This is a genomic window from Escherichia sp. Lx600-2, assembly GCF_036662595.1.
Lineage (GTDB): Bacteria > Pseudomonadota > Gammaproteobacteria > Enterobacterales > Enterobacteriaceae > Escherichia > Escherichia coli.
The window spans coordinates 34,807-61,513 of sequence record NZ_JAYQWM010000024.1; the positions used below are offsets into that span (position 1 = coordinate 34,807).

The 26,707-nt window shown below is 53.2% G+C and carries 22 protein-coding genes and 2 pseudogenes; 10 read left to right on the forward strand and 14 right to left on the reverse strand.

Annotated elements, in window-relative coordinates:
- The first annotated feature begins 178 nt into the window (after window positions 1-178).
- From OQV04_RS11220 to lacA, 7 genes and pseudogenes are all read left to right on the forward strand, one after another.
- Entirely contained in the window at window positions 179-1,012 is an 834-nt protein-coding gene (locus tag OQV04_RS11220; protein WP_001180626.1) for a DNA-binding transcriptional regulator, read from the forward strand.
- A gap of 114 nt (window positions 1,013-1,126) precedes the next feature.
- The gene (locus tag OQV04_RS11225) at window positions 1,127-1,903 is read left to right on the forward strand and encodes an MBL fold metallo-hydrolase (protein WP_032280361.1); all 777 of its coding nucleotides are present in this window, start codon (window positions 1,127-1,129) and stop codon (window positions 1,901-1,903) included.
- A gap of 19 nt (window positions 1,904-1,922) precedes the next feature.
- A pseudogene (locus tag OQV04_RS11230) lies at window positions 1,923-2,876 on the forward strand (GlxA family transcriptional regulator).
- Between the two features lie 36 nt (window positions 2,877-2,912).
- The gene (lacI, locus tag OQV04_RS11235; protein WP_247806662.1) at window positions 2,913-3,995 is read left to right on the forward strand and encodes a DNA-binding transcriptional repressor LacI; all 1,083 of its coding nucleotides are present in this window, start codon (window positions 2,913-2,915) and stop codon (window positions 3,993-3,995) included.
- Between the two features lie 122 nt (window positions 3,996-4,117).
- Window positions 4,118-7,192 carry a beta-galactosidase gene (gene lacZ / locus OQV04_RS11240; RefSeq protein WP_096959819.1) on the forward strand — a complete coding sequence of 1,025 codons (3,075 nt, stop codon included), beginning with the start codon at window positions 4,118-4,120 and terminating at the stop codon, window positions 7,190-7,192.
- Window positions 7,193-7,243: 51 nt separating this feature from the next.
- Complete coding sequence (lacY, locus tag OQV04_RS11245) at window positions 7,244-8,497, forward strand: lactose permease (protein WP_000291541.1); 1,254 nt, start codon at window positions 7,244-7,246, stop codon at window positions 8,495-8,497.
- Window positions 8,498-8,562: 65 nt separating this feature from the next.
- On the forward strand, window positions 8,563-9,174 hold the full coding sequence (gene lacA / locus OQV04_RS11250) for a galactoside O-acetyltransferase (protein ID WP_032280359.1): 612 nt from the start codon (window positions 8,563-8,565) through the stop codon (window positions 9,172-9,174).
- A 102-nt stretch (window positions 9,175-9,276) separates the two neighbouring features.
- Here the strand turns inward: lacA and cynX are convergent, their stop codons facing one another.
- The 3 genes from cynX to cynT are packed head-to-tail and all read right to left on the reverse strand — an operon-like array spanning window position 9,277 to window position 11,624.
- On the reverse strand, window positions 9,277-10,458 hold the full coding sequence (gene cynX, locus OQV04_RS11255; RefSeq protein WP_032280357.1) for a cyanate transporter CynX: 1,182 nt from the start codon (window positions 10,456-10,458) through the stop codon (window positions 9,277-9,279).
- A gap of 5 nt (window positions 10,459-10,463) precedes the next feature.
- Window positions 10,464-10,934 (reverse strand): cyanase, encoded by a 471-nt coding sequence (cynS, locus tag OQV04_RS11260; protein WP_000616247.1) that lies wholly within the window; start codon window positions 10,932-10,934, stop codon window positions 10,464-10,466.
- Window positions 10,935-10,964: 30 nt separating this feature from the next.
- Window positions 10,965-11,624: a carbonic anhydrase CynT gene (cynT, locus tag OQV04_RS11265; protein ID WP_000658652.1), complete on the reverse strand. Its 660-nt coding sequence runs from the start codon at window positions 11,622-11,624 to the stop codon at window positions 10,965-10,967.
- Window positions 11,625-11,733: 109 nt separating this feature from the next.
- Here cynT and cynR point away from each other — a divergent pair, with 109 nt between their 5' ends.
- Complete coding sequence (gene cynR, locus OQV04_RS11270; RefSeq protein ID WP_032280356.1) at window positions 11,734-12,633, forward strand: transcriptional regulator CynR; 900 nt, start codon at window positions 11,734-11,736, stop codon at window positions 12,631-12,633.
- A 132-nt stretch (window positions 12,634-12,765) separates the two neighbouring features.
- On the opposite strand, the gene codA is transcribed toward cynR, so the two are convergent.
- The 6 genes from codA to prpB form a co-directional block, all read right to left on the reverse strand.
- Window positions 12,766-14,049, reverse strand: a complete 1,284-nt coding sequence (gene codA / locus OQV04_RS11280; RefSeq protein ID WP_032280355.1) for a cytosine/isoguanine deaminase — start codon at window positions 14,047-14,049, stop codon at window positions 12,766-12,768.
- Window positions 14,039-15,298 carry a cytosine permease gene (gene codB, locus OQV04_RS11285; protein WP_032280354.1) on the reverse strand — a complete coding sequence of 420 codons (1,260 nt, stop codon included), beginning with the start codon at window positions 15,296-15,298 and terminating at the stop codon, window positions 14,039-14,041. Before codB ends, codA begins: the two co-directional genes overlap by 11 nt.
- Before the next feature lie 892 nt (window positions 15,299-16,190).
- Window positions 16,191-18,077: a propionate--CoA ligase gene (prpE, locus tag OQV04_RS11290; RefSeq protein ID WP_032280353.1), complete on the reverse strand. Its 1,887-nt coding sequence runs from the start codon at window positions 18,075-18,077 to the stop codon at window positions 16,191-16,193.
- Between the two features lie 39 nt (window positions 18,078-18,116).
- The gene (prpD, locus tag OQV04_RS11295) at window positions 18,117-19,568 is read right to left on the reverse strand and encodes a 2-methylcitrate dehydratase (RefSeq protein WP_032280352.1); all 1,452 of its coding nucleotides are present in this window, start codon (window positions 19,566-19,568) and stop codon (window positions 18,117-18,119) included.
- Between the two features lie 33 nt (window positions 19,569-19,601).
- A complete protein-coding gene (gene prpC / locus OQV04_RS11300) occupies window positions 19,602-20,771 on the reverse strand; it encodes a bifunctional 2-methylcitrate synthase/citrate synthase (RefSeq protein ID WP_001285909.1) in 1,170 nt (389 codons plus the stop codon).
- 155 nt (window positions 20,772-20,926) lie between these two features.
- Entirely contained in the window at window positions 20,927-21,817 is an 891-nt protein-coding gene (gene prpB / locus OQV04_RS11305) for a methylisocitrate lyase (RefSeq protein WP_032280350.1), read from the reverse strand.
- A gap of 238 nt (window positions 21,818-22,055) precedes the next feature.
- Here prpB and prpR point away from each other — a divergent pair, with 238 nt between their 5' ends.
- Entirely contained in the window at window positions 22,056-23,642 is a 1,587-nt protein-coding gene (prpR, locus tag OQV04_RS11310) for a propionate catabolism operon regulatory protein PrpR (RefSeq protein WP_032280349.1), read from the forward strand.
- Between the two features lie 97 nt (window positions 23,643-23,739).
- On the opposite strand, the gene yahO is transcribed toward prpR, so the two are convergent.
- Window positions 23,740-24,015 carry a DUF1471 family periplasmic protein YahO gene (gene yahO, locus OQV04_RS11315; protein WP_000691952.1) on the reverse strand — a complete coding sequence of 92 codons (276 nt, stop codon included), beginning with the start codon at window positions 24,013-24,015 and terminating at the stop codon, window positions 23,740-23,742.
- A 146-nt stretch (window positions 24,016-24,161) separates the two neighbouring features.
- Here yahO and OQV04_RS11320 point away from each other — a divergent pair, with 146 nt between their 5' ends.
- Entirely contained in the window at window positions 24,162-24,833 is a 672-nt protein-coding gene (locus OQV04_RS11320) for a LysE family transporter (protein ID WP_077757343.1), read from the forward strand.
- A gap of 16 nt (window positions 24,834-24,849) precedes the next feature.
- On the opposite strand, the gene yahM is transcribed toward OQV04_RS11320, so the two are convergent.
- The 4 genes and pseudogenes from yahM to OQV04_RS11335 form a co-directional block, all read right to left on the reverse strand.
- Window positions 24,850-25,095, reverse strand: a complete 246-nt coding sequence (gene yahM, locus OQV04_RS11325; RefSeq protein ID WP_000290614.1) for a protein YahM — start codon at window positions 25,093-25,095, stop codon at window positions 24,850-24,852.
- Window positions 25,065-25,247 carry a hypothetical protein gene (locus OQV04_RS25040; RefSeq protein WP_437438054.1) on the reverse strand — a complete coding sequence of 61 codons (183 nt, stop codon included), beginning with the start codon at window positions 25,245-25,247 and terminating at the stop codon, window positions 25,065-25,067. Before OQV04_RS25040 ends, yahM begins: the two co-directional genes overlap by 31 nt.
- A gap of 260 nt (window positions 25,248-25,507) precedes the next feature.
- Window positions 25,508-25,816: pseudogene (yahL, locus tag OQV04_RS11330) on the reverse strand (protein YahL); the annotation flags it as partial.
- Between the two features lie 127 nt (window positions 25,817-25,943).
- Window positions 25,944-26,707 (reverse strand): IS5-like element IS5 family transposase (locus tag OQV04_RS11335; RefSeq protein ID WP_332641907.1); only part of this gene is annotated, 764 nt, incomplete at its 5' end.

Here is a 26,707-nt window from a genome sequence, read left to right on the forward strand (position 1 = left end):
CGACTCGGACAAAATGCCGTTGCGCGCACAGTACGGCGCAACTTATTTTGTTAAAAACATGTAAATGATTTTTTATTGTGCGCTCAGTATAGGAAGGGTGTTTTCGGCTACAATCAAAACATGCCCGAATGTGCACCAGGTGCACAACGTTGTTTTAACTATAGAAATGTCAATTAATATGCAGAACAATGAGCAGACGGAATACAAAACCGTGCGCGGCTTAACCCGCGGTCTAATGTTATTAAATATGTTAAATAAACTTGACGGCGGTGCCAGCGTCGGGCTGCTGGCGGAACTCAGCGGCCTGCATCGCACCACTGTGCGGCGACTGCTGGAGACGCTGCAGGAAGAGGGATATGTCCGGCGTAGTCCCTCCGATGATAGTTTTCGTCTGACCATCAAAGTGCGGCAATTAAGCGAAGGATTTCGTGACGAACAGTGGATTTCTGCACTGGCGGCCCCACTGCTGGGCGATCTGTTGCGCGAAGTGGTATGGCCGACAGATGTGTCCACGCTGGATGTTGATGCAATGGTGGTACGCGAAACCACCCACCGTTTCAGCCGCTTATCCTTTCACCGGGCAATGGTCGGGCGACGTTTGCCGCTTCTGAAAACCGCCTCGGGCCTGACCTGGCTGGCCTTTTGCCCGGAACAAGAACGCAAGGAATTAATCGAAATGTTAGCCTCCCGCCCCGGTGATGACTATCAACTGGCACGAGAACCGTTAAAGCTGCAAGCCATTCTGGCGCGCGCGCGCAAAGAGGGTTACGGACAGAACTACCGCGGCTGGGATCAGGAGGAGAAGATCGCCTCTATCGCCGTACCGCTGCGCAGTGAACAACGGGTGATTGGCTGTTTGAATCTGGTGTATATGGCGAGCGCAATGACCATCGAACAGGCAGCGGAAAAGCATCTTCCGGCACTACAACGGGTAGCAAAACAGATCGAAGAAGGGGTTGAATCGCAGGCTATTCTGGTGGCCGGACGGCGAAGCGGCGTGCATTTACGCTAGTTACGCCAATGTGTAATTTGGCCCATTCTCATCGTTATTCGCCCATTTGCCCACATGCACAGTACGGGCTGCACGCTACGCTAATGACATCAATACTGTGATGTGGAGCAAATCATGAAAATTACGCAAATTCGTAATGCCACCCAAATTATCCAATACGCTGGCAAAACATTTCTTATCGACCCGTTACTCGCGCCTAAAGGAAGTTATCCGGGTTTTGCCGGAACGGCACGCGCAGAAATCCGCAATCCAACGGTAGAATTACCGTGCGATTTAACAACGTTACTCAACGTTGACGCCCTAATCGTGACTCATTTACATGAAGATCACTGGGACGAAACAGCCTCCCGCGTCGTCCCTAAAGATAAACTGATTTATGTGCAAAATGAGCAAGATGCTGAATCACTGCATAAACAAGGATTTACACATCTTACCGTACTTACCGATGAGACTAAATTTGGCGATATTACTCTGCATAAAACGACAGGGCAGCACGGCTCCGATCGCACCTATGCCGACCCGGCGATGGCGAAGCGTTTAGGCGCAGCCTGCGGCGTTGTTTTCCAGCACCCGACAGAGAAAACGCTCTATCTGGCTGGCGATACCCTCTGGCGTGACGACGTCGAGGTTACAATGCTAACTTTCCAACCAGAAGTGGTTGTGTTGAATGCCGGATTTGCGCATGTTCTGGGGCATGGCGCGATAATTATGGGAGCAGAAGATATTCTCAAAACACATTTTACCCTGCCAGAAGCGCAAATTGTCGCGACACATATGGAGGCCGTAAACCACTGTTTGCTGACGCGTGATGCGCTCAAGGAATACGCCAGAGATAATCAAATTATCGAATTTGTGAACGTACCAGAAGATGGTGAAACGTTGACATTCTAATTCGGAGAAAAAGAGTGTTATGCGCCCGCTAACTGTTGCCATTATCGCCGTTGCCGGTTTTAGTCCTTTTCACCTTTCCGTACCGTTTATCGTATTTAGCGAAAAAATGGCGGAGAAAAAACACTTTCACGTAATTATCTGCGCTGAAAAGCCGGGAAACGTGGACTCTGCCGATGGGTTTTCCGTAACCGCCACCCATGACTATACCGCAGTCATCCAGGCGGATATTGTGATAATTCCTTACTGGGGAACAATTACACAAAAACCGCCACAAAAACTGCTGGAAGCCTTAACGACCGCACGGGATAACGGCGCACAGATTGTCGGGCTTTGCCTGGGCACGTTTGTGCTCGGCTATGCAGGTTTACTGAAAAATAAGCGTGCCGCCACACACTGGGAGTTCGAGCGTGAATTTCAGGCACGTTTTCCACAAACACATCTGGATATTAACGCGTTGTACGTAGACGATGACGGCATTATTACCTCTGCCGGTACTGCCGCGGCGCTGGATTGATGTTTGTATATTGTTCGGCAACATTTTGGCAGCGACTATGCTAACCATATTGCCCGACGGATGGTCGTACCGCCATATCGCACCGGCGGTCAGGCGCAGTTTATTGAGCAACCAGTGCCGAAAAATACCCATGATGAACGCATTAATCTCCTGCTGGATTACCTGCGGCAAAACATTGCGCAACAGCATGATCTCGACTCGCTGGCGCAGCGAGTAATGATGAGTCGCCGCACATTAACTCGCCATTTTATGAAAGCGACCGGTTCGAGTATCGCCGAATGGCTTATTACTGAACGCTTACGCCGTAGCCAGGAACTGTTGGGATCCAGTCAATTGCCCGTTGAGCGGATAGCAGCTGAGGTGGGTTTTCTCTCACCTGTGACCTGGCGTCAGCATTTTAAATCTCACTTCGGCGTCAGCCCCGCCGAATGGCGCAAAACCTTTCGCGGTATGGCATGATAGCGCCCGGAAGAGAGTCAATTCAGGGTGGTGAATGTGAAACCAGTAACGCTATACGATGTCGCAGAGTATGCCGGTGTCTCTTATCAGACCGTTTCCCGCGTGGTGAATCAGGCCAGCCACGTTTCTGCGAAAACGCGGGAAAAAGTGGAAGCGGCGATGGCGGAGCTGAATTACATTCCCAACCGCGTGGCACAACAACTGGCGGGGAAACAGTCGTTGCTGATTGGCGTTGCCACCTCCAGTCTGGCCCTGCACGCGCCGTCGCAAATTGTCGCGGCGATTAAATCTCGCGCCGATCAACTGGGTGCCAGCGTGGTGGTGTCGATGGTAGAACGAAGCGGCGTCGAAGCCTGTAAAGCGGCGGTGCACAATCTTCTCGCGCAACGCGTCAGTGGGCTGATCATTAACTATCCGCTGGATGACCAGGATGCCATTGCTGTGGAAGCTGCCTGCGCTAATGTTCCGGCGTTATTTCTTGATGTCTCTGACCAGACTCCCGTCAACAGTATTATTTTCTCCCATGAAGACGGTACGCGACTTGGCGTGGAGCATCTGGTCGCATTGGGTCACCAGCAAATCGCGCTGTTAGCGGGCCCATTAAGTTCTGTCTCGGCGCGTCTGCGTCTGGCGGGCTGGCATAAATATCTCACTCGCAATCAAATTCAGCCGATAGCGGAACGGGAGGGCGACTGGAGTGCCATGTCCGGTTTTCAACAAACCATGCAAATGCTAAATGAGGGCATCGTTCCCACTGCGATGCTGGTTGCCAACGATCAGATGGCGCTGGGCGCAATGCGCGCCATTACCGAGTCCGGGCTGCGCGTTGGTGCGGATATCTCGGTAGTGGGATACGACGATACCGAAGACAGCTCGTGTTATATCCCGCCGTTAACCACCATCAAACAGGATTTTCGCCTGCTGGGGCAAACCAGCGTGGACCGCTTGCTGCAACTCTCTCAGGGCCAGGCGGTGAAGGGCAATCAGCTTTTGCCCGTCTCACTGGTGAAAAGAAAAACCACCCTTCCGCCCAATACGCAAACCGCTTCTCCCCGCGCGTTGGCAGATTCTTTAATGCAGCTGGCGCGACAAATTTCCCGACTCGAAAGCGGGCAGTGAGCGCAACACAATTAATGTGAGTCAGCTCACTCATTAGGCAAGCCAGGCTTTACACTTTATGCGTCCGGCTCGTATGTTGTGTGAAATTGTGAGCGGATAACAATTTCACACAGGATACAGCTATGACCATGATTACGGATTCACTGGCCGTCGTATTACAACGTCGTGACTGGGAAAACCCTGGCGTTACCCAACTTAATCGCCTTGCAGCACATCCCCCTTTCGCCAGCTGGCGTAATAGCGAAGAGGCCCGCACCAATCGCCCTTCCCAACAGTTGCGCAGCCTGAATGGTGAGTGGCAATTTGTCTGGTTTCCGGCACCAGAAGCGGTTCCGGAAAGCTGGCTGGAGTGCGATCTTCCTGTCGCCGATACTGTCGTTGTCCCCTCAAACTGGCAGATGCACGGTTACGACGCGCCCATCTACACCAACGTGACCTATCCCATTACGGTCAATCCGCCATTTGTTCCCACGGAGAATCCGACGGGTTGTTACTCGCTCACATTTAATGTTGATGAAAGCTGGCTACAGGAAGGCCAGACGCGAATTATTTTTGATGGCGTTAACTCGGCGTTTCATCTGTGGTGCAACGGGCGCTGGGTCGGTTACGGCCAGGACAGTCGTTTGCCGTCTGAATTTGACCTGAGCGCATTTTTACGCGCCGGAGAAAACCGCCTCGCGGTGATGGTGCTGCGCTGGAGTGACGGCAGTTATCTGGAAGATCAGGATATGTGGCGGATGAGCGGCATTTTCCGTGACGTCTCGTTGCTGCACAAACCGACCACACAAATCAGCGATTTCCATGTTGCCACTCGCTTTAATGATGATTTTAGCCGCGCGGTACTGGAGGCAGAAGTTCAGATGTACGGCGAGCTGCGCGATGAGCTGCGGGTGACGGTTTCTTTGTGGCAGGGTGAAACGCAGGTCGCCAGCGGCACCGCGCCCTTCGGCGGTGAAATTATCGATGAGCGTGGCGGTTATGCCGATCGCGTCACACTAGGTCTGAACGTCGAAAACCCGAAACTGTGGAGCGCCGAAATCCCGAATATCTATCGTGCGGTGGTTGAACTGCACACCGCCGACGGCACGCTGATTGAAGCAGAAGCCTGCGATGTCGGTTTCCGCGAGGTACGGATTGAAAATGGCCTGCTGCTGCTGAACGGCAAGCCGTTGCTGATTCGCGGCGTTAACCGTCACGAGCATCATCCTCTGCATGGTCAGGTCATGGATGAGCAGACGATGGTGCAGGATATCCTGCTGATGAAGCAGAACAACTTTAACGCCGTGCGCTGTTCGCATTATCCGAACCATCCGCTGTGGTACACCCTGTGCGACCGCTACGGCCTGTATGTGGTGGATGAAGCCAACATTGAAACCCACGGCATGGTGCCAATGAATCGTCTGACCGATGATCCGCGCTGGCTACCCGCGATGAGCGAACGCGTAACGCGAATGGTGCAGCGCGATCGTAATCACCCGAGTGTGATCATCTGGTCGCTGGGAAATGAGTCAGGCCACGGCGCTAATCACGACGCACTCTATCGCTGGATTAAATCTGTCGATCCTTCCCGCCCGGTGCAGTATGAAGGCGGCGGAGCCGACACCTCCGCAACCGATATTATTTGCCCGATGTACGCGCGCGTGGATGAAGACCAGCTCTTCCCGGCTGTGCCGAAATGGTCCATCAAAAAATGGCTTTCGTTGCCTGGAGAGACGCGCCCGCTGATCCTTTGCGAATACGCCCACGCGATGAGTAACAGTCTTGGCGGCTTCGCTAAATACTGGCAGGCGTTTCGTCAGTACCCCCGTTTACAGGGCGGCTTCGTCTGGGACTGGGTGGATCAGTCGCTGATTAAATATGATGAAAATGGCAATCCGTGGTCGGCTTACGGCGGTGATTTTGGCGATACGCCGAACGATCGCCAGTTCTGTATGAACGGTCTGGTCTTTGCCGACCGCACGCCGCATCCGGCGCTGACGGAAGCAAAACACCAGCAGCAGTTTTTCCAGTTCTGTTTATCCGGGCGAACCATCGAAGTGACCAGCGAATACCTGTTCCGTCATAGCGATAACGAGCTCCTGCACTGGACGGTGGCACTAGATGGCAAGCCGCTGGCAAGCGGTGAAGTACCTATGAATGTCGCTCCACAAGGTAAACAGGTAATTGAATTGCCTGAACTACCGCGACTGGAGAGCACCGGGCAACTCTGGCTAACGGTACACGTAGTGCAACCGAACGCGACCGCATGGTCAGAAGCCGGACACATCAGCGCCTGGCAGCAGTGGCGTCTGGCGGAAAACCTCAGCGTGACACTCCCCTCCGCGCCCCACGCCATCCCGCAACTGACCACCAGCGAAACGGATTTTTGCATCGAGCTGGATAATAAGCGTTGGCAATTTAACCGCCAGTCAGGCTTTCTTTCACAGATGTGGATTGGCGATAAAAAACAACTGCTGACGCCGCTGCGCGATCAGTTCACCCGCGCACCGCTGGATAACGACATTGGCGTAAGTGAAGCGACCCGCATTGACCCTAACGCCTGGGTCGAACGCTGGAAGGCGGCGGGCCATTACCAGGCCGAAGCGGCGTTGTTGCAGTGCACGGCAGATACACTTGCCGACGCGGTGCTGATTACCACTGTCCACGCATGGCAGCATCAGGGAAAAACCTTATTTATTAGCCGGAAAACCTACCGGATTGATGGTAGTGGTCAAATGGCGATTACCGTTGATGTTGAAGTAGCGAGCGATACACCGCATCCGGCACGGATTGGCCTGACCTGCCAGCTGGCGCAGGTAGCAGAGCGGGTAAACTGGCTCGGATTAGGGCCGCAAGAAAACTATCCCGACCGCCTTACTGCCGCCTGTTTTGACCGCTGGGATCTGCCATTGTCAGACATGTATACCCCGTACGTCTTCCCGAGCGAAAACGGTCTGCGCTGCGGGACGCGCGAATTGAATTATGGCCCACACCAGTGGCGCGGCGACTTCCAGTTCAACATCAGCCGCTACAGCCAACAACAACTGATGGAAACCAGCCATCGCCATCTGCTGCACGCGGAAGAAGGCACATGGCTGAATATCGACGGTTTCCATATGGGGATTGGTGGCGACGACTCCTGGAGCCCGTCAGTGTCGGCGGAATTCCAGCTGAGCGCCGGTCGCTACCATTACCAGTTGGTCTGGTGTCAAAAATAATAATAACCGGGCAGGCCATGTCTGCCCGTATTTCGCGTAAGGAAATCCATTATGTACTATTTAAAAAACACAAACTTTTGGATGTTCGGTTTATTCTTTTTCTTTTACTTTTTTATCATGGGAGCCTACTTCCCGTTTTTCCCGATTTGGCTACATGACATCAACCATATCAGCAAAAGTGATACGGGTATTATTTTTGCCGCTATTTCTCTGTTCTCGCTATTATTCCAACCGCTGTTTGGTCTGCTTTCTGACAAACTCGGGCTGCGCAAATACCTGCTGTGGATTATTACCGGCATGTTAGTGATGTTTGCGCCGTTCTTTATTTTTATCTTCGGGCCACTGTTACAATACAACATTTTAGTAGGATCGATTGTTGGTGGTATTTATCTTGGCTTTTGTTTTAACGCCGGTGCGCCCGCAGTAGAGGCATTTATCGAGAAAGTCAGCCGTCGCAGTAATTTCGAATTTGGTCGCGCGCGGATGTTTGGCTGTGTTGGCTGGGCGCTGTGTGCCTCAATTGTCGGCATCATGTTCACCATCAATAATCAGTTCGTTTTCTGGCTGGGTTCTGGCTGTGCACTCATCCTCGCCATTTTACTCTTTTTCGCCAAAACGGATGCGCCCTCTTCCGCCACGGTTGCCAATGCGGTAGGTGCCAACCATTCGGCATTTAGCCTTAAACTGGCGCTGGAACTGTTCAGACAGCCAAAACTGTGGTTTTTGTCACTGTATGTTATTGGCGTTTCCTGCACCTACGATGTTTTTGACCAACAGTTTGCTAATTTCTTTACTTCTTTCTTTGCCACCGGTGAACAGGGGACGCGGGTATTTGGCTACGTAACGACAATGGGCGAATTACTTAACGCCTCAATTATGTTCTTTGCGCCACTGATCATTAATCGCATCGGTGGGAAAAACGCCCTGCTGCTGGCTGGCACTATTATGTCTGTACGTATTATTGGCTCATCGTTCGCCACCTCAGCGCTGGAAGTGGTTATTCTGAAAACGCTGCATATGTTTGAAGTACCGTTCCTGCTGGTGGGCTGCTTTAAATATATTACCAGCCAGTTTGAAGTGCGTTTTTCAGCGACGATTTATCTGGTCTGTTTCTGCTTCTTTAAGCAACTGGCGATGATTTTTATGTCTGTACTGGCGGGCAATATGTATGAAAGCATCGGTTTCCAGGGCGCTTATCTGGTGCTGGGTCTGGTGGCGCTGGGCTTCACCTTAATTTCCGTGTTCACGCTTAGCGGCCCCGGCCCGCTTTCCCTGCTGCGTCGTCAGGTGAATGAAGTCGCTTAAGCAATTAATGTCGGATGCGGCGCGAGCGCCTTATCCGACCAACATATCATAACGGAATGATCGCAATGAACATGCCAATGACCGAAAGAATAAAAGCAGGCAAGCTATTTACCGATATGTGCGAAGGCTTACCGGAAAAAAGACTTCGTGGGAAAACGTTAATGTATGAGTTTAATCACTCGCATCCATCAGAAGTTGAAAAAAGAGAAAGCCTGATTAAAGAAATGTTTGCCACGGTAGGGGAAAACGCCTGGGTAGAACCACCCATCTATTTCTCTTACGGTTCCAACATCCATATAGGCCGCAATTTTTATGCAAATTTCAATTTAACCATTGTAGACGACTACACGGTAACGATCGGTGATAACGTATTGATTGCACCCAATGTTACTCTTTCCGTTACGGGACACCCTGTACACCATGAATTGAGAAAAAACGGTGAGATGTACTCTTTTCCGATAACGATTGGCAATAACGTCTGGATCGGAAGTCATGTGGTCATTAATCCAGGCGTCACCATCGGGGATAATTCTGTTATTGGCGCGGGTAGTGTCGTCATAAAAGACATTCCACCAAACGTCGTGGCTGCTGGCGTTCCTTGCCGGGTTATTCGCGAAATAAACGACCGGGATAAGCAATATTATTTCAGAGATTACAAAGTTGAATCGTCAGTTTAAATTATAAAAATTGCCTGATACGCTTCGCTTATCAGGCCTACAAATTCAGTGATCTACGTAGGCCGCATCCGGCATGAACAAAGCGCAGGAACAAGCGTCGCATCATGCCTCTTTGACCCACAGCTGCGGAAAACGTGCTGGTGCAAAACGCAGGGTTATGATCATCAGCCCAACGACGCACAGCGCATGAAACGTCCAGTCCATCAGGTAATTGCCGCTGATACTACGCAGCACGCCAGAAAACCACGGGGCAAGCCCGGCGATGATAAAACCGATCCCCTGCATAAACGCCACCAGCTTGCCAGCAATAGCCGGTTGCACAGAGTGATCGAGAGCCAGCAGCAAACAGAGCGGAAATGCGCCGCCCAGACCTAAACCACACACCATTGCCCAGAAAACCGGCAATTGCAGCGGCAACCAGATAAAGCCGCAGAACCCCACCAGTTGTAACACCAGCGCCAGCATTAACAGTTTGCGCCGATCCTGATGGCGAGCCATAGCAGGCATCAGCAAAGCTCCTGCGGCTTGCCCAAGCGTCATCAATGCCAGCAAGGAACCGCTGTACTGCGCGCTGGCACCAATCTCAATATAGAAAGCGGGTAACCAGGCAATCAGGCTAGCGTAACCACCGTTAATCAGACCGAAGTAAACACCCAGCGTCCACGCGCGAGGAGTGAAAACCACGCGAACCGGAGTGGTTGTTGTCTTGTGGGAAGTGGCGACCTCGCGGGTGCTTTGCCACCACCAGGCAAAGAGCGCAACAACGGCAGGCAGCGCCCACCAGGCGAGTGTTTGATACCAGGTTTCGCTATGTTGAACTAACCAGGGCGTCAGGGCGGCACCAAGTCCACCGCCGCCCATCAGAGCCGCGGACCACAGCCCCATCACCAGTGGCGTGCGCTGCTGAAACCGCCGTTTAATCACCGAAGGCATCACCGCCTGAATGATGCCGATCCCCACCCCACCAAGCAGTGCGCTGCTAAGCAGCAGCGCACTTTGGGGGTAAAGCTCACGCATCAATGCACCGACGGCAATCAGTAACAAACTGATGGCGACGCTGCGACGTTCGCTGACATGCTGATGAAGCCAGCTTCCGGCCAGCGCCAGCCCGCCCATGGTGACCACCGGCAGAGCGGTCAACAGGGCAGCCACGCTAAAGCTCATTCCGCTTGCCTGGCGCAATTGCGGTAGCAGTGGCCCGACGGAGGTGAGCAGTGGTCGCATATTAAGACCAATCAGCACCAGAACCAGCAGCATCGTGAACGTCTTTTGATGGTTGCGCATGGCTGTCAGAACGGTTTGGTCGGCAGATATTTACCATCTAAGGTGATGACCGCACGTTCGCCACCTTCCGGATCCGCCACTTTCTTAACGTCGAGTTTGAAGTTAATCGCGCTGATAATGCCATCGCCAAACTTCTCATGAACCAACGCTTTCAGGGTTGTGCCGTACACCTGCAACATTTCATAGAAACGATACATCGTTGGGTCGGTTGGAATACGGTCATCAATGCAGCCACGCAGTGGGATCATCTGTAACAGTAGAATGGCGTCTTCGTCGAGATCCAGCTTCGCCCCGACCTGGCGGGCGGCGTCGGCAGGAAGCGCCTGCTGACCCAGCAAAGCCGCGGTCACAAAGGCTTCTGCCAGCCCGGTGCCGTCGGCAATCTCGGCAAATGAGAGATCTTTTTTAGCTTTGCTGAGCAAAATGGCATCGGCAAGATCAAGACGAATATTGCGATTAATTTGCGACTGAATCATGGTGCATCTCCTGATGGTTTAAAAATAAGGTTACGCTGCGGTCGGTTGGCGTAGCGGTATGGCACAAACGCGAGGATTAGCGGCCAGTGGCACAAACTGGCGGGTTGCGCCGTCAAACGCTGCGATGCTGCCGCTTTCAATGTCGTAGACCCAGCCGTGCAGGGCGATCCGCCCCTCTTCGAGCGCCAGGCGCACCGATGGATGAGTTTGCAAATTAGCCAACTGAGCAATGACGTTTTCACGTACCATCGCCGCAGCTTTTGACGGTAAATCGGAATGCGGGCGCGCCTCATTAACGACGCGGGCTGAATCGGCATAACGCAGCCAGTGGGAGACGGCAGGCATATGGTCCATGCACTGACAGCTGGCAATGGCGGTCATCGCGCCACAGTTGGAATGACCGCAAATCACAATGTCAGATACCCGAAGCGCAGCGACGGCATACTCCACCGAAGCAGAAACGCCACCGGGTTCCGGCCCGTAGGAAGGGACGATATTGCCCGCGTTGCGAATAACGAACAGATCGCCAGGCTCACGTTGCGTCACCAGCTCAGGGACCAGACGGCTGTCGGAGCAGGAGATAAAAAGTGTGCGCGGGCTTTGCTGTGTCGCCAACTGTTTAAATAAGGCTTCCCGCTTCGGAAATGCCTCGCGCTGGAATTTAAGGAATCCATCAATAATCTCTTTCACCGTTAACCTCTGTCTGTCTCTGGAATGAGAGGCAGACTACTCGCCGATTGTCATAAGGTAAAAGTCTCATTTATGATGAGTTCTATTGGATTTACTTATAGGTTGGCGAATGCTCTCTCGACATATCAATTATTTTCTTGCCGTGGCTGAACATGGCAGCTTCACCCGTGCCGCCAGTGCGTTGCACGTCTCTCAGCCTGCGCTTTCCCAGCAGATTCGCCAGTTAGAGGAGAGTTTAGGCGTGCCGCTGTTTGACCGTAGCGGGCGAACGATTCGTCTCACTGATGCAGGAGAAGTCTGGCGACAGTACGCCAGCCGGGCGTTACAGGAACTGGGGGCGGGTAAACGGGCGATTCATGATGTTGCCGATCTGACGCGAGGATCGCTGCGTATCGCCGTCACCCCCACCTTTACGAGCTACTTTATCGGCCCCTTAATGGCGGATTTCTATGCGCGCTACCCCGGCATCACGCTCCAGCTACAGGAAATGTCGCAGGAGAAAATCGAAGATATGCTTTGCCGCGACGAGTTGGACGTTGGGATTGCCTTCGCGGCTGTGCATTCGCCGGAGCTGGAGGCAATTCCTTTACTGACAGAAAGTTTAGCGTTAGTCGTGGCGCAACATCATCCGCTGGCTGCCTGTGAACAGGTGGCGTTGAGTCGCTTGCATGATGAAAAACTGGTCCTGCTCAGCGCGGAATTTGCCACCAGAGAGCAAATTGACCACTACTGCGAGAAAGCGGGGCTGCATCCACAGGTGGTCATTGAGGCGAACTCAATTAGCGCGGTTCTGGAGCTGATTCGCCGCACTTCCCTTTCCACATTGTTACCAGCAGCGATTGCCACACAACATGACGGGCTTAAAGCTATTTCTCTTGCCCCGCCACTACTGGAGAGAACGGCGGTTTTGTTGCGGCGGAAAAATAGCTGGCAGACAGCCGCCGCGAAGGCATTTTTGCACATGGCGTTGGAGGAATGTGCGGATGTTGGCGAGAATGAATCACGGTAGCCACTGACACAATTGCCTGATGCGCTACGCTTATCAGGCCTACGAGTTCAGTGCTCTACGTAGGCCGGATAAGGCGTTCACGCCGCATCCGGCATAAACTACGCTCGCTTTGTCAACACACAGCCCAGCCGATCACCGTTTGTAATCGATGGCTTCTGGCTGCTCCAGATATACGGTGGTTTGTGCCGGTTGTGTGCTGGCAATCACCTTGCCGCCACGTACCGAATAACGTACCGGAACCTGACGGCGCAGCGCATCAAATCCATTTTCAGCCGGCAGGATAATCAGGTTGGCGCTGTTTCCGGCGGCAATGCCGTAATCCTGCAAATTCAACGTCCTGGCGCTGTGGTGGGTGATTAAATTCAGGCCATCGTTAATTTGCCCGTAGCCCATCAACTGACAAACATGCAGCCCCATATGCAGCACTTGCAGCATATTCGCCGTTCCCAGCGGATACCACGGATCGAAGACATCATCGTGACCAAAGCAGACGTTAATGCCGGACTCCAGCATCTCTTTAACGCGCGTGATGCCGCGACGTTTTGGATACGTATCGAAACGTCCTTGCAGATGAATATTGACCAGCGGGTTGGCGACAAAGTTAATACCGGACATTTTCAGCAAGCGGAACAGGCGTGAGGTATACGCCCCGTTATAGGAGTGCATTGCCGTGGTGTGGCTGGCGGTGACTCGCGCGCCCATGCCTTCATGGTGCGCCAGGGCAGCAACGGTTTCGACAAAGCGCGACTGCTCGTCATCGATCTCATCACAGTGAACGTCGATGAGACGGTCGTATTTTTGCGCCAGGGCGAAGGTTTTATGCAGCGACTCCACGCCGTATTCACGGGTAAATTCAAAATGCGGAATCGCCCCCACTACATCTGCCCCTAAGCGTAACGCCTCTTCCAGCAACGCTTCACCGTCGGGATACGACAAAATCCCTTCCTGAGGGAAGGCGACGATTTGCAGATCAATCCACGGCGCGACTTCCTGCTTCACTTCCAGCATTGCTTTCAGCGCAGTTAGCGTTGCATCCGAAACATCGACATGGGTACGCACATGCTGAATGCCGTTGGCAATCTGCCATTTCAGCGTTTGCCATGCGCGTTGTTTCACATCGTCATGGGTTAATAACGCTTTGCGCTCGGCCCAGCGTTCAATGCCTTCAAACAGCGTGCCGGACTGATTCCAGTTCGGTTGTCCGGCGGTTTGCGTGGTGTCCAGGTGAATATGTGGCTCCACAAACGGCGGTATAACTAAACCTTGTTCGGCATCCAGGCTGTTTTCAGTTATGGGCATCACGCCGGATTGCGCATCAATGGCGCTGATTTTTCCGTCCTGCAGATGAATCTGCCACAGCCCCTCTTCGCCTGGTAACCGGGCGTTAATAATTGTTTGTAAAGCGTTATTCGACACTGTTAGCCTCCACATGCGTCATTGCTGCTGTCGTTTTACGATTCAAAATCGGGTTAAGGATCAGATAGCTCAGCGCGCCACCTAATACCGCGTTGACCGGAACAATTCCCGGTAACCAGTGGCCTGCAGCAATCCCCAAGGCGACCGCCAGAATCGCCACCCAATTGACACTCATCATACGCGTGGTCGCAAAGTGCTCATAGCGGCGACGGTTCATCAGATAGTCGGCAATGATCACGCCACCCACCGGAGGAATAGCTGCCGAAAGGAAGGTCAACCAGCCGACAAAATTGTTATACAGCCATAATGCACAGACCGTACCGATAATACCGTTGATTGCCGAAAGGGTTTTGCTCGACATCCCGGTAATGTTGGCGAAACCTAAACCCGACGCATAGAGCGCGTTATCGTTGGTGGTCCAGATATTTAGCCCCAGCACCACAATCGCAGGCAACAGCAGGCCCTGAGCAATCATCACATCAGAGATATCCGCCATCCCCAGTGCCGCAGCGCCCGCTGCACCGAAAATAAACATCAACGAGTTGCCGAGGAAAAAGGCCACCATCGCCACCAGCACCGCCAGTTTGGCATTGCGACCAAACCGGACAAAGTCAGCGGTGAGCGTACCCGCACTGATAAATGACCCCACAACCAGCGCCAGCGCGACATTGAAATCTAACGGTTGTGCGGGAACGACCGCTTTTAATGCGTCCAGGCCGCCCATGCCGTTAACAGCCAGCCACACGGAATAACCACCAAGGCAGGCGATAGCCGGAACCGCAATCACCGAAAGAACCGTCAGCGCCGAAATGCCAAAGAAGACGGTGACGGTCATCAGTAAACCGGAAACGGCAATCAGCAAATTAATATCCAGCCCGGTTGCCTTGCCCACCGGAATGGCAAACATCGCCACACCGACGCCAAACCAGCCAACCTGGGTGCCGCCCAGCAGCAGTGAAGGCAGCCATGAGCCTTTAACACCAAACGAGAAGCGAGCAAGAAGATGGGTGGTCAGGCCGGTTTTTGCGCCAATGTAACCGAGAAATGAAGTGTAAATACCGAGGAGAAGATTACCGATGAGAACTGCGAGGAAGAAATCATGATAGCTAAGACCGGTTCCGAGAGTGCCGCCGGTCCACATACTGGCGGAAAAGAAGGTTAATCCCAGCATGACGAACGTCAATGCCAATACCCCTTTCCGCGCCGACTGCGGGACTGGCCCCTGGCTAAAGTTGTTATCTTGCGACACGAAATTCCCCCTTTTTGCTGTTTGAAACCCAAAAAATCCGCCGCATTCTATTCATCTGAAGATAAAAAGCAATCGTTTTCGTGGGGAAATATATTTTTTATATGAATGAGTGCAAAAAGGTGGGGGAAAAATTATCGGTGTAAAAACAGTGGGTAGGCATAATAAGACGCGGTAAGCGTCGCATCAGGCATCGGCGCATGGTGTCGGATGCGGCGCGAGCGCCTTATCCGACCTGCGGTTCAGGCCTGTAGGCATGATAAGACGCGCCTGCGTCGCATCAGGCATCTGCGCATGGTGTCGGATGCGGCGCGAACGCCTTATCCGACCTGCGGTTCAGGCCTGTAGGCATGATAAGACGCGCCTGCGTCGCATCAGGCATCGGCGCACGGTGTCGGATGCGCCGCGAGCGCCTTATCCGACCTACGGTTCAGGCCTGTAGGTATGATAAGACGCGCCTGCGTCGCATCAGGCACTGAGCACGGTGTCGGATGCGGCGCGAGCGCCTTATCCGACCTACGGTTCAGGCCTGTAGGCATGATAAGACGCATCAGCGTCGCATCAGGCATCGGCACACGGTGTCGGATGCGGCGCGAGCGCCTTATCCGACCTACGGTTCAGGCCTGTAGGCATGATAAGACGCATCAGCGTCGCATCAGGCATCGGCACACGGTGTCGGATGCGGCGCGAGCGCCTTATCCGACCTACGGTTCAGGCCTGTAGGTATGATAAGACGCGCCTGCGTCGCATCAGGCACTGAGCACGGTGTCGGATGCGGTGCGAGCGCCTTATCCGACCTACGGTTCAGGCCTGTAGGCATGATAAGACGCGTCAGCGTCGCATCAGGCATCGGCGCATGGTGTCGGATGCGCCACGCGACGCATCCGACAATACCTTACTCTTCCATCGCCTGGCGGATCTGATCCAACGACGCAGGATCATCAATGGTCGTCAGATCTCCAGGATCGCGTCCTTCGCAAATCGCCTGGATCGTACGCCGCAGCATTTTTCCGGATCGCGTTTTTGGCAATTGCGAGACAAACCAGACGTGCGCCGGGCGGCCAAAGTTGCCAATCTGGCTGTCCACCAGTGCCATAATCGCCTTCTCTTGCGAGTGCGCCACGTCTCGGTCTTCCAGACTGTCGCTCTCTTTCGGAATGACAAACGCTACCGCCACCTGCCCTTTCAGCGCATCTTTCACCCCAACCACCGCCACTTCGGCAACGCCCGGATGACTGGAGATACTCTCTTCAATCTCGCGCGTCCCCAGCCGATGCCCGGCAACGTTAATTACATCGTCAGTGCGCCCGAGAATAAAGTGATAACCGTCAGCATCGCGGATGCCCCAGTCAAAGGTGGCGTACACCGGGCGGGAAAACAGCGACCAGTACGTCTTCACAAAGCGGTCGTCGTCGCCCCAGATGGTCTGAATACACCCCGGCGGCAGCGGCCCTTCCACCACCAGCATCCCTTTCTCGTTGACGCCACACGGTTCGCCGGTGACTTCATTAAGCAACTGCACGTTATAGCCATACATCGGCACGCCGGGGCTTCCCAGACGCGTCGGCCTGTCGTCCAGACCGCGAGCAATCGCCATAATCGGCCAGCCGGATTCGGTCTGCCAGTAGTTGTCGATGACCGGCACATCCAGCGTATTGCTCACCCAACTGGCGGTCGGCTCGTCCAGCGGTTCTCCAGCCAGATAGAGCACTTCCAGCGACGAGAGATCGTGTTTGCGAATTTCAGCGGTAGGGAATTTTTTCAGCACGCGAATGGCGGTCGGCGCTGAGAACATCCGGCTAACCTGATATTTCTCGACGATTTTCCACCACACGCCGCAGTCCGGCCAGGTCGGTAATCCTTCGTAAACGATAGTCGCCATCCCCGCCAGCAGCGGCGCGTAGACGATATACGAATGCCCCACCACCCAGCCGATATCCGAAGCACAAAAGAACACACCGCCCGCTTTGCCGCCAAAAATGGTGTCCATCGAGGTCACCAGCGCCACCGCATATCCGCCGACGTCACGCTGCACGCCTTTAGGTTTGCCGGTCGTGCCGGAGGTGTAGAGAATGCAGGAGGTTTCGTTGGATTCCAGCCACGCCACCGGTACCCGCGCGCCGATGTGTTGATGGCGCAACGACGCGAAATCGACATCCCGCCCGCTGACGCGCGCCATTTTCGCCAGCCCGCGATCCACCAGCAAAACATGGCGTGGCTGGTGCTGCGCCTGACTTATCGCATCGTCGAGCAATTTTTTATAGGGAATGATTTTGCCACCGCGCGCTCCGGCATCAGCCGAGACAATCAGCACCGGTTTAGCATCATCAATTCGCGCCGCCACGCTGTGCGAGGCAAATCCACCAAACACCACCGAGTGAATAGCGCCAATGCGCGCGCAGGCCAGCAGGGTAATATGCGCTTCGGCAATCATCGGCATATACACCAGCACCCGATCGCCACGCTGCACGCCCAGCGAGCGCAGCATTGACGCCACCGCATTTACTTCGTCATGAAGCTGGCGAAAGGTAAAGGTGCGCTCTTCTTCTGTTTCCGAAGAGACGGCAATCAGCGCCAGCGCCTCTGGTTGTTTCTCCAGCCAGCGATCGATAGCGTTGTGACACAAGTTGGTTCGGCCTTCACAAAACCAACGGACAAACGGCGGATTGCTGTGATCGAGCGTTTGCGTAAAGGGCGTCTGCCAGTCAATACGCCGGGCCTGCTCGGCCCAGAACTGCTCCGGTTCGTTAATCGAACGCTGATAAAATTCGCTAAAAGACATAATGCTCTCCTGTTGAAATTACGCCTTACCGCTGTTTGCTTAAATGACGTACAGGTCGAGATACTCATTGACCGGCATCTGTTCCAGGCGAGTTCTGTCGAGAGAAACCTCCAGAATGCGCTGCTGCTGGCGAGTCGGGAACTGGCGCGCGAGATTGATTTTGAATTTATCGACCAGCTTCGGAATGCCATCCTGACGGCGGCGAGCATGACCAATGGGGTACTCCACCACCACTTCTTCAAAGCGCGTGCCGTCGGTGAACTCAAGGGTTATGGCATTGGCAATAGCGCGTTTTTCCGGGTCGTGGTAGTCAGCGGTAAATGACGGATCTTCAAAGCAATTGATCTTCTCGCGCAGGGCGTCAATGCGTTTATCTTGCGCAACGTTGCCCTCGTAATCTGCCGCCGTTAAGCGCCCGAATAGCAGCGGGATCGCCACCATGTACTGAATGCAGTGATCGCGGTCTGCTGGGTTATTGAGCGGCCCTTTTTTGTCGATGATGCGAATACAGGCTTCGTGGGTGCGAATGGTCACTTTTTCGATATCCGCCGCCGTTTTGCCTGCTGCCTGCATCTGTTCATAGAGCGTCATCGCCGCTTCAACTGCCGTCTGGGAGTGGAACTCCGCCGGGAAGGAGATTTTGAACAGCACATTTTCCATCACGTAAGAACCGTACGGACGCTGGAAGCGGAACGACTCACCTTTAAAGGAGACGTCGTAGAAGCCCCACCCAGGCGCAGTCAGGGCTGACGGGTAACCCATTTCGCCCGTTTTCGCCATCAGTGCCAGACGTACCGCGCGGGAAGTGGCATCGCCCGCCGCCCAGGATTTACGCGTGCCGGTGTTCGGCGCATGGCGATAGGTGCGCAGCGACTGACCGTCCACCCACGCCAGCGAAACAGCGTTGAGAATTTCCTCGCGGGTCAGGCCAAGTATTTCGGCGACCACGGCGGTGGAAGCCACTTTCACTAACAGAACGTGGTCGAGGCCGACGCGGTTAAAGGAGTTTTCCAGCGCGATGCAGCCCTGAATTTCATGGGCTTTAATCATTCCGGTCAGCACCTGTTTCATGGTCAACGGCGCTTTGCCGCTGGCGACCGCGTTGCGCGAAAGCCAGTCTGCCGTTGCCAGAATGCCGCCGAGGTTGTCGGAAGGATGCCCCCACTCCGCCGCCAGCCAGGTATCGTTGAAATCGAGCCAACGGATCATCGCGCCGATGTTAAATGCCGCCTGGACGGGGTCGAGCTGGAACTGAGTTCCGGGGACGCGCACGCCGTTAGGTACGACGGTGCCGGGGACAATTGGCCCCAGCAGTTTTTTACAGGCCGGGTATTCGAGAGCTTCAAGACCGCAGCCGAGCGTGTCGAGCAGGCAGTAATGTGCGGTGTCGTAGGCCACTTTGGAGCTGATTTCGTAGTTCATCACGTAATCGACGATATCAACGATTTCACGATCAAATTCCGGGCGGATGTTGTTGATTTGAGCTGACATTGGGTACGTTTCCTTATTGTTATTCGTAGAGGTTTACTGGCGCTTATCCAGCGCGACAAACTGGCGGTCTTCCGGTCCAACATAATTGGCGGAAGGACGGATAATTTTGTTGTCCTGACGTTGTTCGATAATGTGCGCCGCCCAGCCGGTGACGCGAGCGATAACAAACAGTGGTGTGAACATCTCGGTGGGAACGCCCATCATGTTGTAGGAAACAGCGGAGAACCAGTCGAGATTGGGGAACATCTTTTTGCTCTCCCACATCACCGTTTCCAGGCGATCGGCGATGTTGTACATCTTCAGCGAGCCGCCTTCCTGCGAGAGCTGCTTCGCCACACGTTTAATCACCTGGTGGCGCGGGTCGGCGATGGTATAAACCGGATGCCCAAAACCAATGACCACTTCTTTGTTTTCCACGCGCTTGCGGATATCTGCTTCGGCTTCGTCTGGCGTTTCGTAGCGTTGCTGGATCTCCAGCGACACTTCATTCGCCCCGCCGTGTTTCGGCCCGCGCAGTGCGCCAATCGCGCCAATAATCGCGGAATACATATCAGAGCCGGTGCCCGCAATCACCCGACTGGTAAAGGTGGAAGCGTTAAACTCGTGTTCGGCGTACAGCACCAGCGAAATATGCATCGCCTTTTCCCAGCTTTGCGACGGCTTTTCGCCGTGCAGCAGATGCAGGAAGTGACCGCCGATGGAGTCGTCATCGGTTTCCGGCTGGATGCGTTCGCCGTTATGGCTGTAGTGATACCAGTAGAGAAGAATCGAGCTAAGTGACGCCAGCAGTTTGTCGGCAATATCCCGCGCGCCAGAGACGGTATGCCCCTCTTTTTCTGGCAGCGTGCAGCCGAGCGCGGAAACGCCGGTGCGCATAACATCCATCGGGTGTGACGCCGCCGGTAAGGCTTCCAGCACGGTACGCACGTTAGCCGGTAAACCGCGCAGGGCTTTCAGTTTCGTTTTGTAGGCGGCGAGTTCGTCACGGGTCGGCAGTTTGCCGTGGATCAGCAGATGCGCCACTTCTTCAAATTCGCAATGTTCCGCCAGATCAAGAATATCGTAGCCACGGTAATGCAAGTCATTGCCACTTTTACCCACGGTGCAGAGCGCCGTATTGCCCGCCGGAACGCCAGAAAGCGCCACAGATTTTTTCGGTTTAATGACATGGGTACTGTTTTGCAGGATCGTTGTGTCGCTCATATTGTCCTCGTCATTGTTATCATTTGTAGGGTCGAGATTGTTGTCGGATGCGACGCCATGCGTCTTATCCGACCTACAGTTCACCCCGTAGGCCTGATAAGTCGCGTCAGCGGCGCATCAGGCATCGGTTGTCGAATACAACCAACGGGCGTTTTTTATTTCGCCTGGCTACGGGCAAACAGGTCGTCGAGCTTCTCTTCGTACTGGTAGTAGTTGATGCTTTCGTACAGCTCGTTGCGGGTCTGCATGGTGTCGATGACGCTTTTCTGCGTGCCTTCCTGGCGCAGGACGTTGTAGACATGTTCGGCGGCGCGGTTCATGGCGCGAAACGCTGAAAGCGGGTACAGCGCCATCGCGACATGAGCGCTGCGTAATTCGTCGGTGGTAAACAGCGGCGTGGCGCCAAATTCGGTAATGTTGGCGAGGATTGGCACCTGCACCGCATCGGCAAACTGGCGGTACATGGCGAGTTCGGTAATCGCCTCCGGGAACAACATCTCGGCACCCGCTTCAACATAGGCCTGCGCACGCTCGATCGCCGCATCCAGCCCCTCTACCGCCAGCGCATCGGTGCGCGCCATGATCACAAAATCAGGATCGGTTTTCGCATCCACCGCCGCACGGATCCGATCCACCATCTCCTCTTTCGAGACGATCGCTTTATTCGGACGATGACCGCAGCGTTTCGCACCAACCTGATCTTCAATATGCAATCCTGCCGCACCAGCTTTAATCATCGATTTCACGGTGCGCGCCACGTTAAAGGCCGAAGAACCAAAACCGATATCCGCATCCACCAGCAGCGGCAGCGAACAAACGTCGGTGATACGGCGAATATCTGTCAACACGTCATCAAGAGTAGAAATACCGAGATCGGGCAGCCCCAGCGACCCTGCCGCCACGCCACCGCCGGAGAGATAAATTGCCTGATATCCGGCACGCTGCGCCAGCAGCGCATGGTTAGCGTTGATGGTGCCAACAATTTGCAACGGGGTTTCTTTGCTTAGTGCAGCGCGAAACGCTTTACCTGGAGAGTGTAGAGACATAGCCCATCCTTTGTTATCAACTTGTTATTTGCGTTGATAATCACAAAGCAAGGGGTGTGCCACAATTGCCTTAATAAAATTAAATCTTTAATTTCAATTTGTTAGAGATAAAATCATGAACTAATCCGCAAATATGCGTTTCAGTTAACGTTTCAGGCAATGTTTCACCGCGTTTCATTGCAACAATTATGAAACAAGGCTAAACCCAATATTCGGTTTCTTAACTTTGCGGTGCGCTATGGCACATCCACCACGGCTTAATGACGACAAACCGGTTATCTGGACGGTATCTGTAACGCGCCTGTTCGAGCTGTTTCGCGATATCAGCCTCGAGTTTGATCACCTGGCGAACATTACCCCTATTCAGCTTGGCTTTGAAAAAGCAGTGACCTACATCCGCAAGAAACTGGCAAACGAACGCTGTGACGCCATCATCGCTGCTGGCTCTAACGGCGCGTACCTGAAAAGCCGCCTGTCAGTACCAGTTATTTTGATTAAACCGAGCGGCTACGATGTGTTACAGGCACTGTCAAAAGCCGGAAAACTCACCTCTTCTATCGGCGTTGTCACTTATCAGGAAACTATTCCGGCACTGGTGGCGTTTCAAAAAACCTTTAATTTGCGCCTCGACCAACGTAGCTACATTACCGAAGAAGACGCACGCGGGCAGATTAACGAGCTAAAAGCTAACGGCACCGAAGCGGTGGTCGGTGCGGGGCTGATTACCGATCTGGCAGAAGAAGCCGGAATGACCGGAATTTTTATCTATTCCGCCGCCACCGTGCGCCAGGCGTTCAGCGATGCGCGGGATATGACGCGCATGTCGTTACGCCATAACACTCACGATGCTACCCGTAACGCCCTGCGTACTCGTTACGTGCTGGGCGATATGCTCGGTCAATCACCACCGATGGAACAAGTACGGCAGACTATTTTGCTGTATGCCCGCTCCAGTGCAGCGGTGTTGATTGAGGGGGAAACGGGGACGGGCAAAGAGCTGGCGGCCCAGGCGATTCATCGGGAATATTTTGCCCGCCACGATGCGCGACAGGGCAAAAAGTCGCATCCGTTTGTTGCCGTCAACTGCGGGGCGATAGCCGAATCGCTGCTGGAATCGGAGCTGTTTGGCTATGAGGAAGGGGCGTTTACCGGCTCGCGACGCGGAGGTCGCGCCGGGCTGTTCGAAATTGCCCACGGCGGTACGCTGTTTCTGGATGAGATTGGCGAAATGCCGCTACCTTTGCAGACTCGCCTGTTACGGGTGCTGGAAGAAAAAGAGGTCACCCGCGTCGGCGGGCATCAGCCTGTTCCGGTAGATGTACGGGTCATTAGCGCCACTCACTGCAATCTGGAAGAAGATATGCAGCAAGGACGTTTTCGCCGTGATCTGTTTTATCGGCTGAGTATTTTGCGTCTGCAATTGCCACCACTGCGCGAGCGGGTGGCAGATATTCTGCCACTGGCGGAAAGTTTTTTGAAAGTGTCTCTGGCGGCGCTCTCCGCCCCATTTTCTGCTGCATTACGCCAGGGGTTACAGGCAAGTGAAACTGTGCTGCTGCGCTACGACTGGCCGGGCAATATTCGAGAACTGCGCAATATGATGGAGCGACTGGCGCTGTTTTTAAGTGTGGAACCGACGCCGGATTTAACGCCGCAGTTTTTGCAGCTGCTACTGCCGGAACTGGCGCGCGAGTCGGCGAAAATTCCCGCTCCACGCTTGCTGACACCACAACAGGCACTGGAGAAATTTAATGGCGATAAAACAGCAGCGGCGAATTATTTAGGCATCAGCCGGACGACGTTCTGGCGGCGGCTGAAAAGCTGAACTGCCGAATGCAGAGCGAACGCTTTATCCGGCATAAATTTCAATAGATGATCACCGATAAACTTACGCATCGGGGATGTTTACATAGGATTCAGAATTACTTCTTCTTATAAATATCCGCCGTGCCGTGGATCTTATTGTCAGTTTGACCGGAGGTCAGTACCAACACATCAGCCCCTTTTTCATCGGCTTTTTTGATTAAATCTTCTTTTGCATCTGCAGTCGACATTTCATTACTGGTTGAAATATCACCTATTTTTTCATACTGCGATTCAACTTTTTCAAATTCCGCTTTGGTCATCAATTCAGCGGCATAGACATTGGTAACGGCAAACGCTAACGCACCGACTAACATTTTAGAGATTATTTTCATATTACGGCTCCAGAGTTGTTATCACACTATCACCCACCGACATTATTGGGTTGATTAATAATTAGTTCAGTCAGGGCATAAACGCCAGTAACCGGAAATAAGACACTTTGTGATCTCTCTCGCACCCGATTATTTTTGGTAGAAATATGATGCAGTTAGTTCACTTATTTATGGATGAAATCACTATGGATCCTTTGCATGCCGTTTACCTGACCGTAGGACTGTTCGTGATTACTTTTTTTAATCCGGGAGCCAATCTTTTTGTGGTAGTACAAACCAGCCTGGCTTCCGGTCGACGCGCAGGAGTGCTGACCGGACTGGGCGTGGCGCTGGGCGATGCATTTTATTCCGGGTTGGGTTTGTTTGGTCTTGCAACGCTAATTACGCAGTGTGAGGAGATTTTTTCGCTTATCAGAATCGTCGGCGGCGCTTATCTCTTATGGTTTGCGTGGTGCAGCATGCGCCGCCAGTCAACACCGCAAATGAGCACACTACAACAACCGATTAACGCCCCCTGGTATGTCTTTTTTCGCCGTGGATTAATTACCGATCTCTCTAACCCACAAACCGTTTTATTTTTTATTAGTATTTTCTCAGTAACATTAAATGCCGAAACACCAACATGGGCACGTTTAATGGCCTGGGCGGGGATTGTGCTCGCATCAATTATCTGGCGAGTTTTTCTTAGTCAGGCGTTTTCTTTGCCCGCTGTGCGTCATGCTTATGGGCGTATGCAACGCGTTGCCAGTCGGGTTATTGGTGCAATTATTGGTGTATTCGCGCTACGCCTGATTTACGAAGGGGTGACGCAGCGGTGAGCAGATAATTTACTCTCTACGTAATCAACCTGATTTGCCGAATCCCGACCATCGGCGATGATAGCCCCCGTAATGCGTGGTCCTTATTTCCGATAAGTTTACTTGAGTCTTTAGCTTCCCATTTCAGCCCACTCTCCCCTGTGTGGGCTTTTTTCATTGGTCTGACCCGTCCTGAATAGCCAAACAATGGCAATGTTCCACTTTGCAGGGATGATAATAAGGGGATCTGATTCAGAAGAGTTTTGAAAAGTTGGACCGCCATCGAGGCCTCGAACCCCGTACCATACAACAATCCTGGTTGTCGTCTGCTCTTCCTGATGAGCTAATGGCGGTTTTTGATATGAGCCTTACAGCATATTTTCTGTCAGGCTTGAGTGCGATGCGTAAGATACAGAAAAGCCCCCACACAAACATGATGGAATTATGATTTTTTTCATATGAATGTCAACCCACACATTCACAAAACATCTGCATGAGATCATTTTTTATACACCGCATGGCTGCGAAACCACTACTGGTGCTTTTTTAAGCGAAGTGTCGCCGATCACAACAAAATATCGGCGAAAAAAGAGATGGAATGCCAGTTGGCATACAGATATACAGATGAAATGATTACCTGCATTGCGATTCACTCTCTGGTGGAATAACAACTTGCAGGTGGAACCCTTTCTGAACTAAAGAGTGTAGCGAATTTTAACGTGCTTATTTACAGGATAATATCTGTCACCTAATTCCTGCACTCTATTAGATATCCATTCATTTAATCGTGCATCATCTCTGTATGTTTTTACGTCCAGAACAGAGAGCAATAACATCACCAGTGATTCAGGAAAAACAGGGTAGATATTTTTTAAGTGTAATAATAATCCATGCGCAAGCGCCTGCTTAATGGGCGCGTCTGTCTCCGGAATAGACGACATTTCGCGAAGCCATTTTTCCACATGCATACACTCTTTCCCTTTAGGGAAGGTGCGAATAAGCGGGGAAATTCTTCTCGGCTGACTCAGTCATTTCATTTCTTCATGTTTGAGCCGATTTTTTCTCCCGTAAATGCCTTGAATCAGCCTATTTAGACCGTTTCTTCGCCATTTAAGGCGTTATCCCCAGTTTTTAGTGAGATCTCTCCCACTGACGTATCATTTGGTCCACCCGAAACAGGTTGGCCAGGGTGAATAACATCGCCAGTTGGTTATCGTTTTTCAGCAGCCCCTTGTATCTGGCTTTCACGAAGCCGAACTGCCGCTTGATGATGCGAAACGGGTGCTCTACCTTGGCACGGATGCTGGCTTTCATGTATTCGATGTTGATGGCCGTTTTGTTCTTGCGCGGATGCTGCTTCAAGGTTTTTACCTTGCCGGGACGCTCGGCGATCAGCCAGTCCACATCCACCTCGGCCAGCTCCTCGCGCTGTGGCGCTCCTTGGTAGCCGGCATCGGCTGAGACAAATTGCTCCTCTCCATGAAGCAGATTACCCAGCTGATTGAGGTCATGCTCGTTGGCCGCGGTGGTGACTAGGCTGTGGGTCAGGCCACTCTTGGCATCGACACCAATGTGGGCCTTCATGCCAAAGTGCCACTGATTGCCTTTCTTGGTCTGATGCATCTCCGGATCGCGTTGCTGCTCTTTGTTCTTGGTAGAGCTGGGTGCCTCAATGATGGTGGCATCCACCAAAGTGCCTTGGGTCATCATGACGCCTGCTTCGGCCAGCCAGCGATTGATGGTCTTGAACAATTGACGGGCCAGTTGATGCTGCTCGAGCAGGTGGCGGAAATTCATGATGGTGGTGCGATCCGGCAGGGCGCTATCCAGGGATAATCGGGCAAACAGGCGCATGGAGGCGATTTCGTACAGGGCATCTTCCATGGCACCGTCGC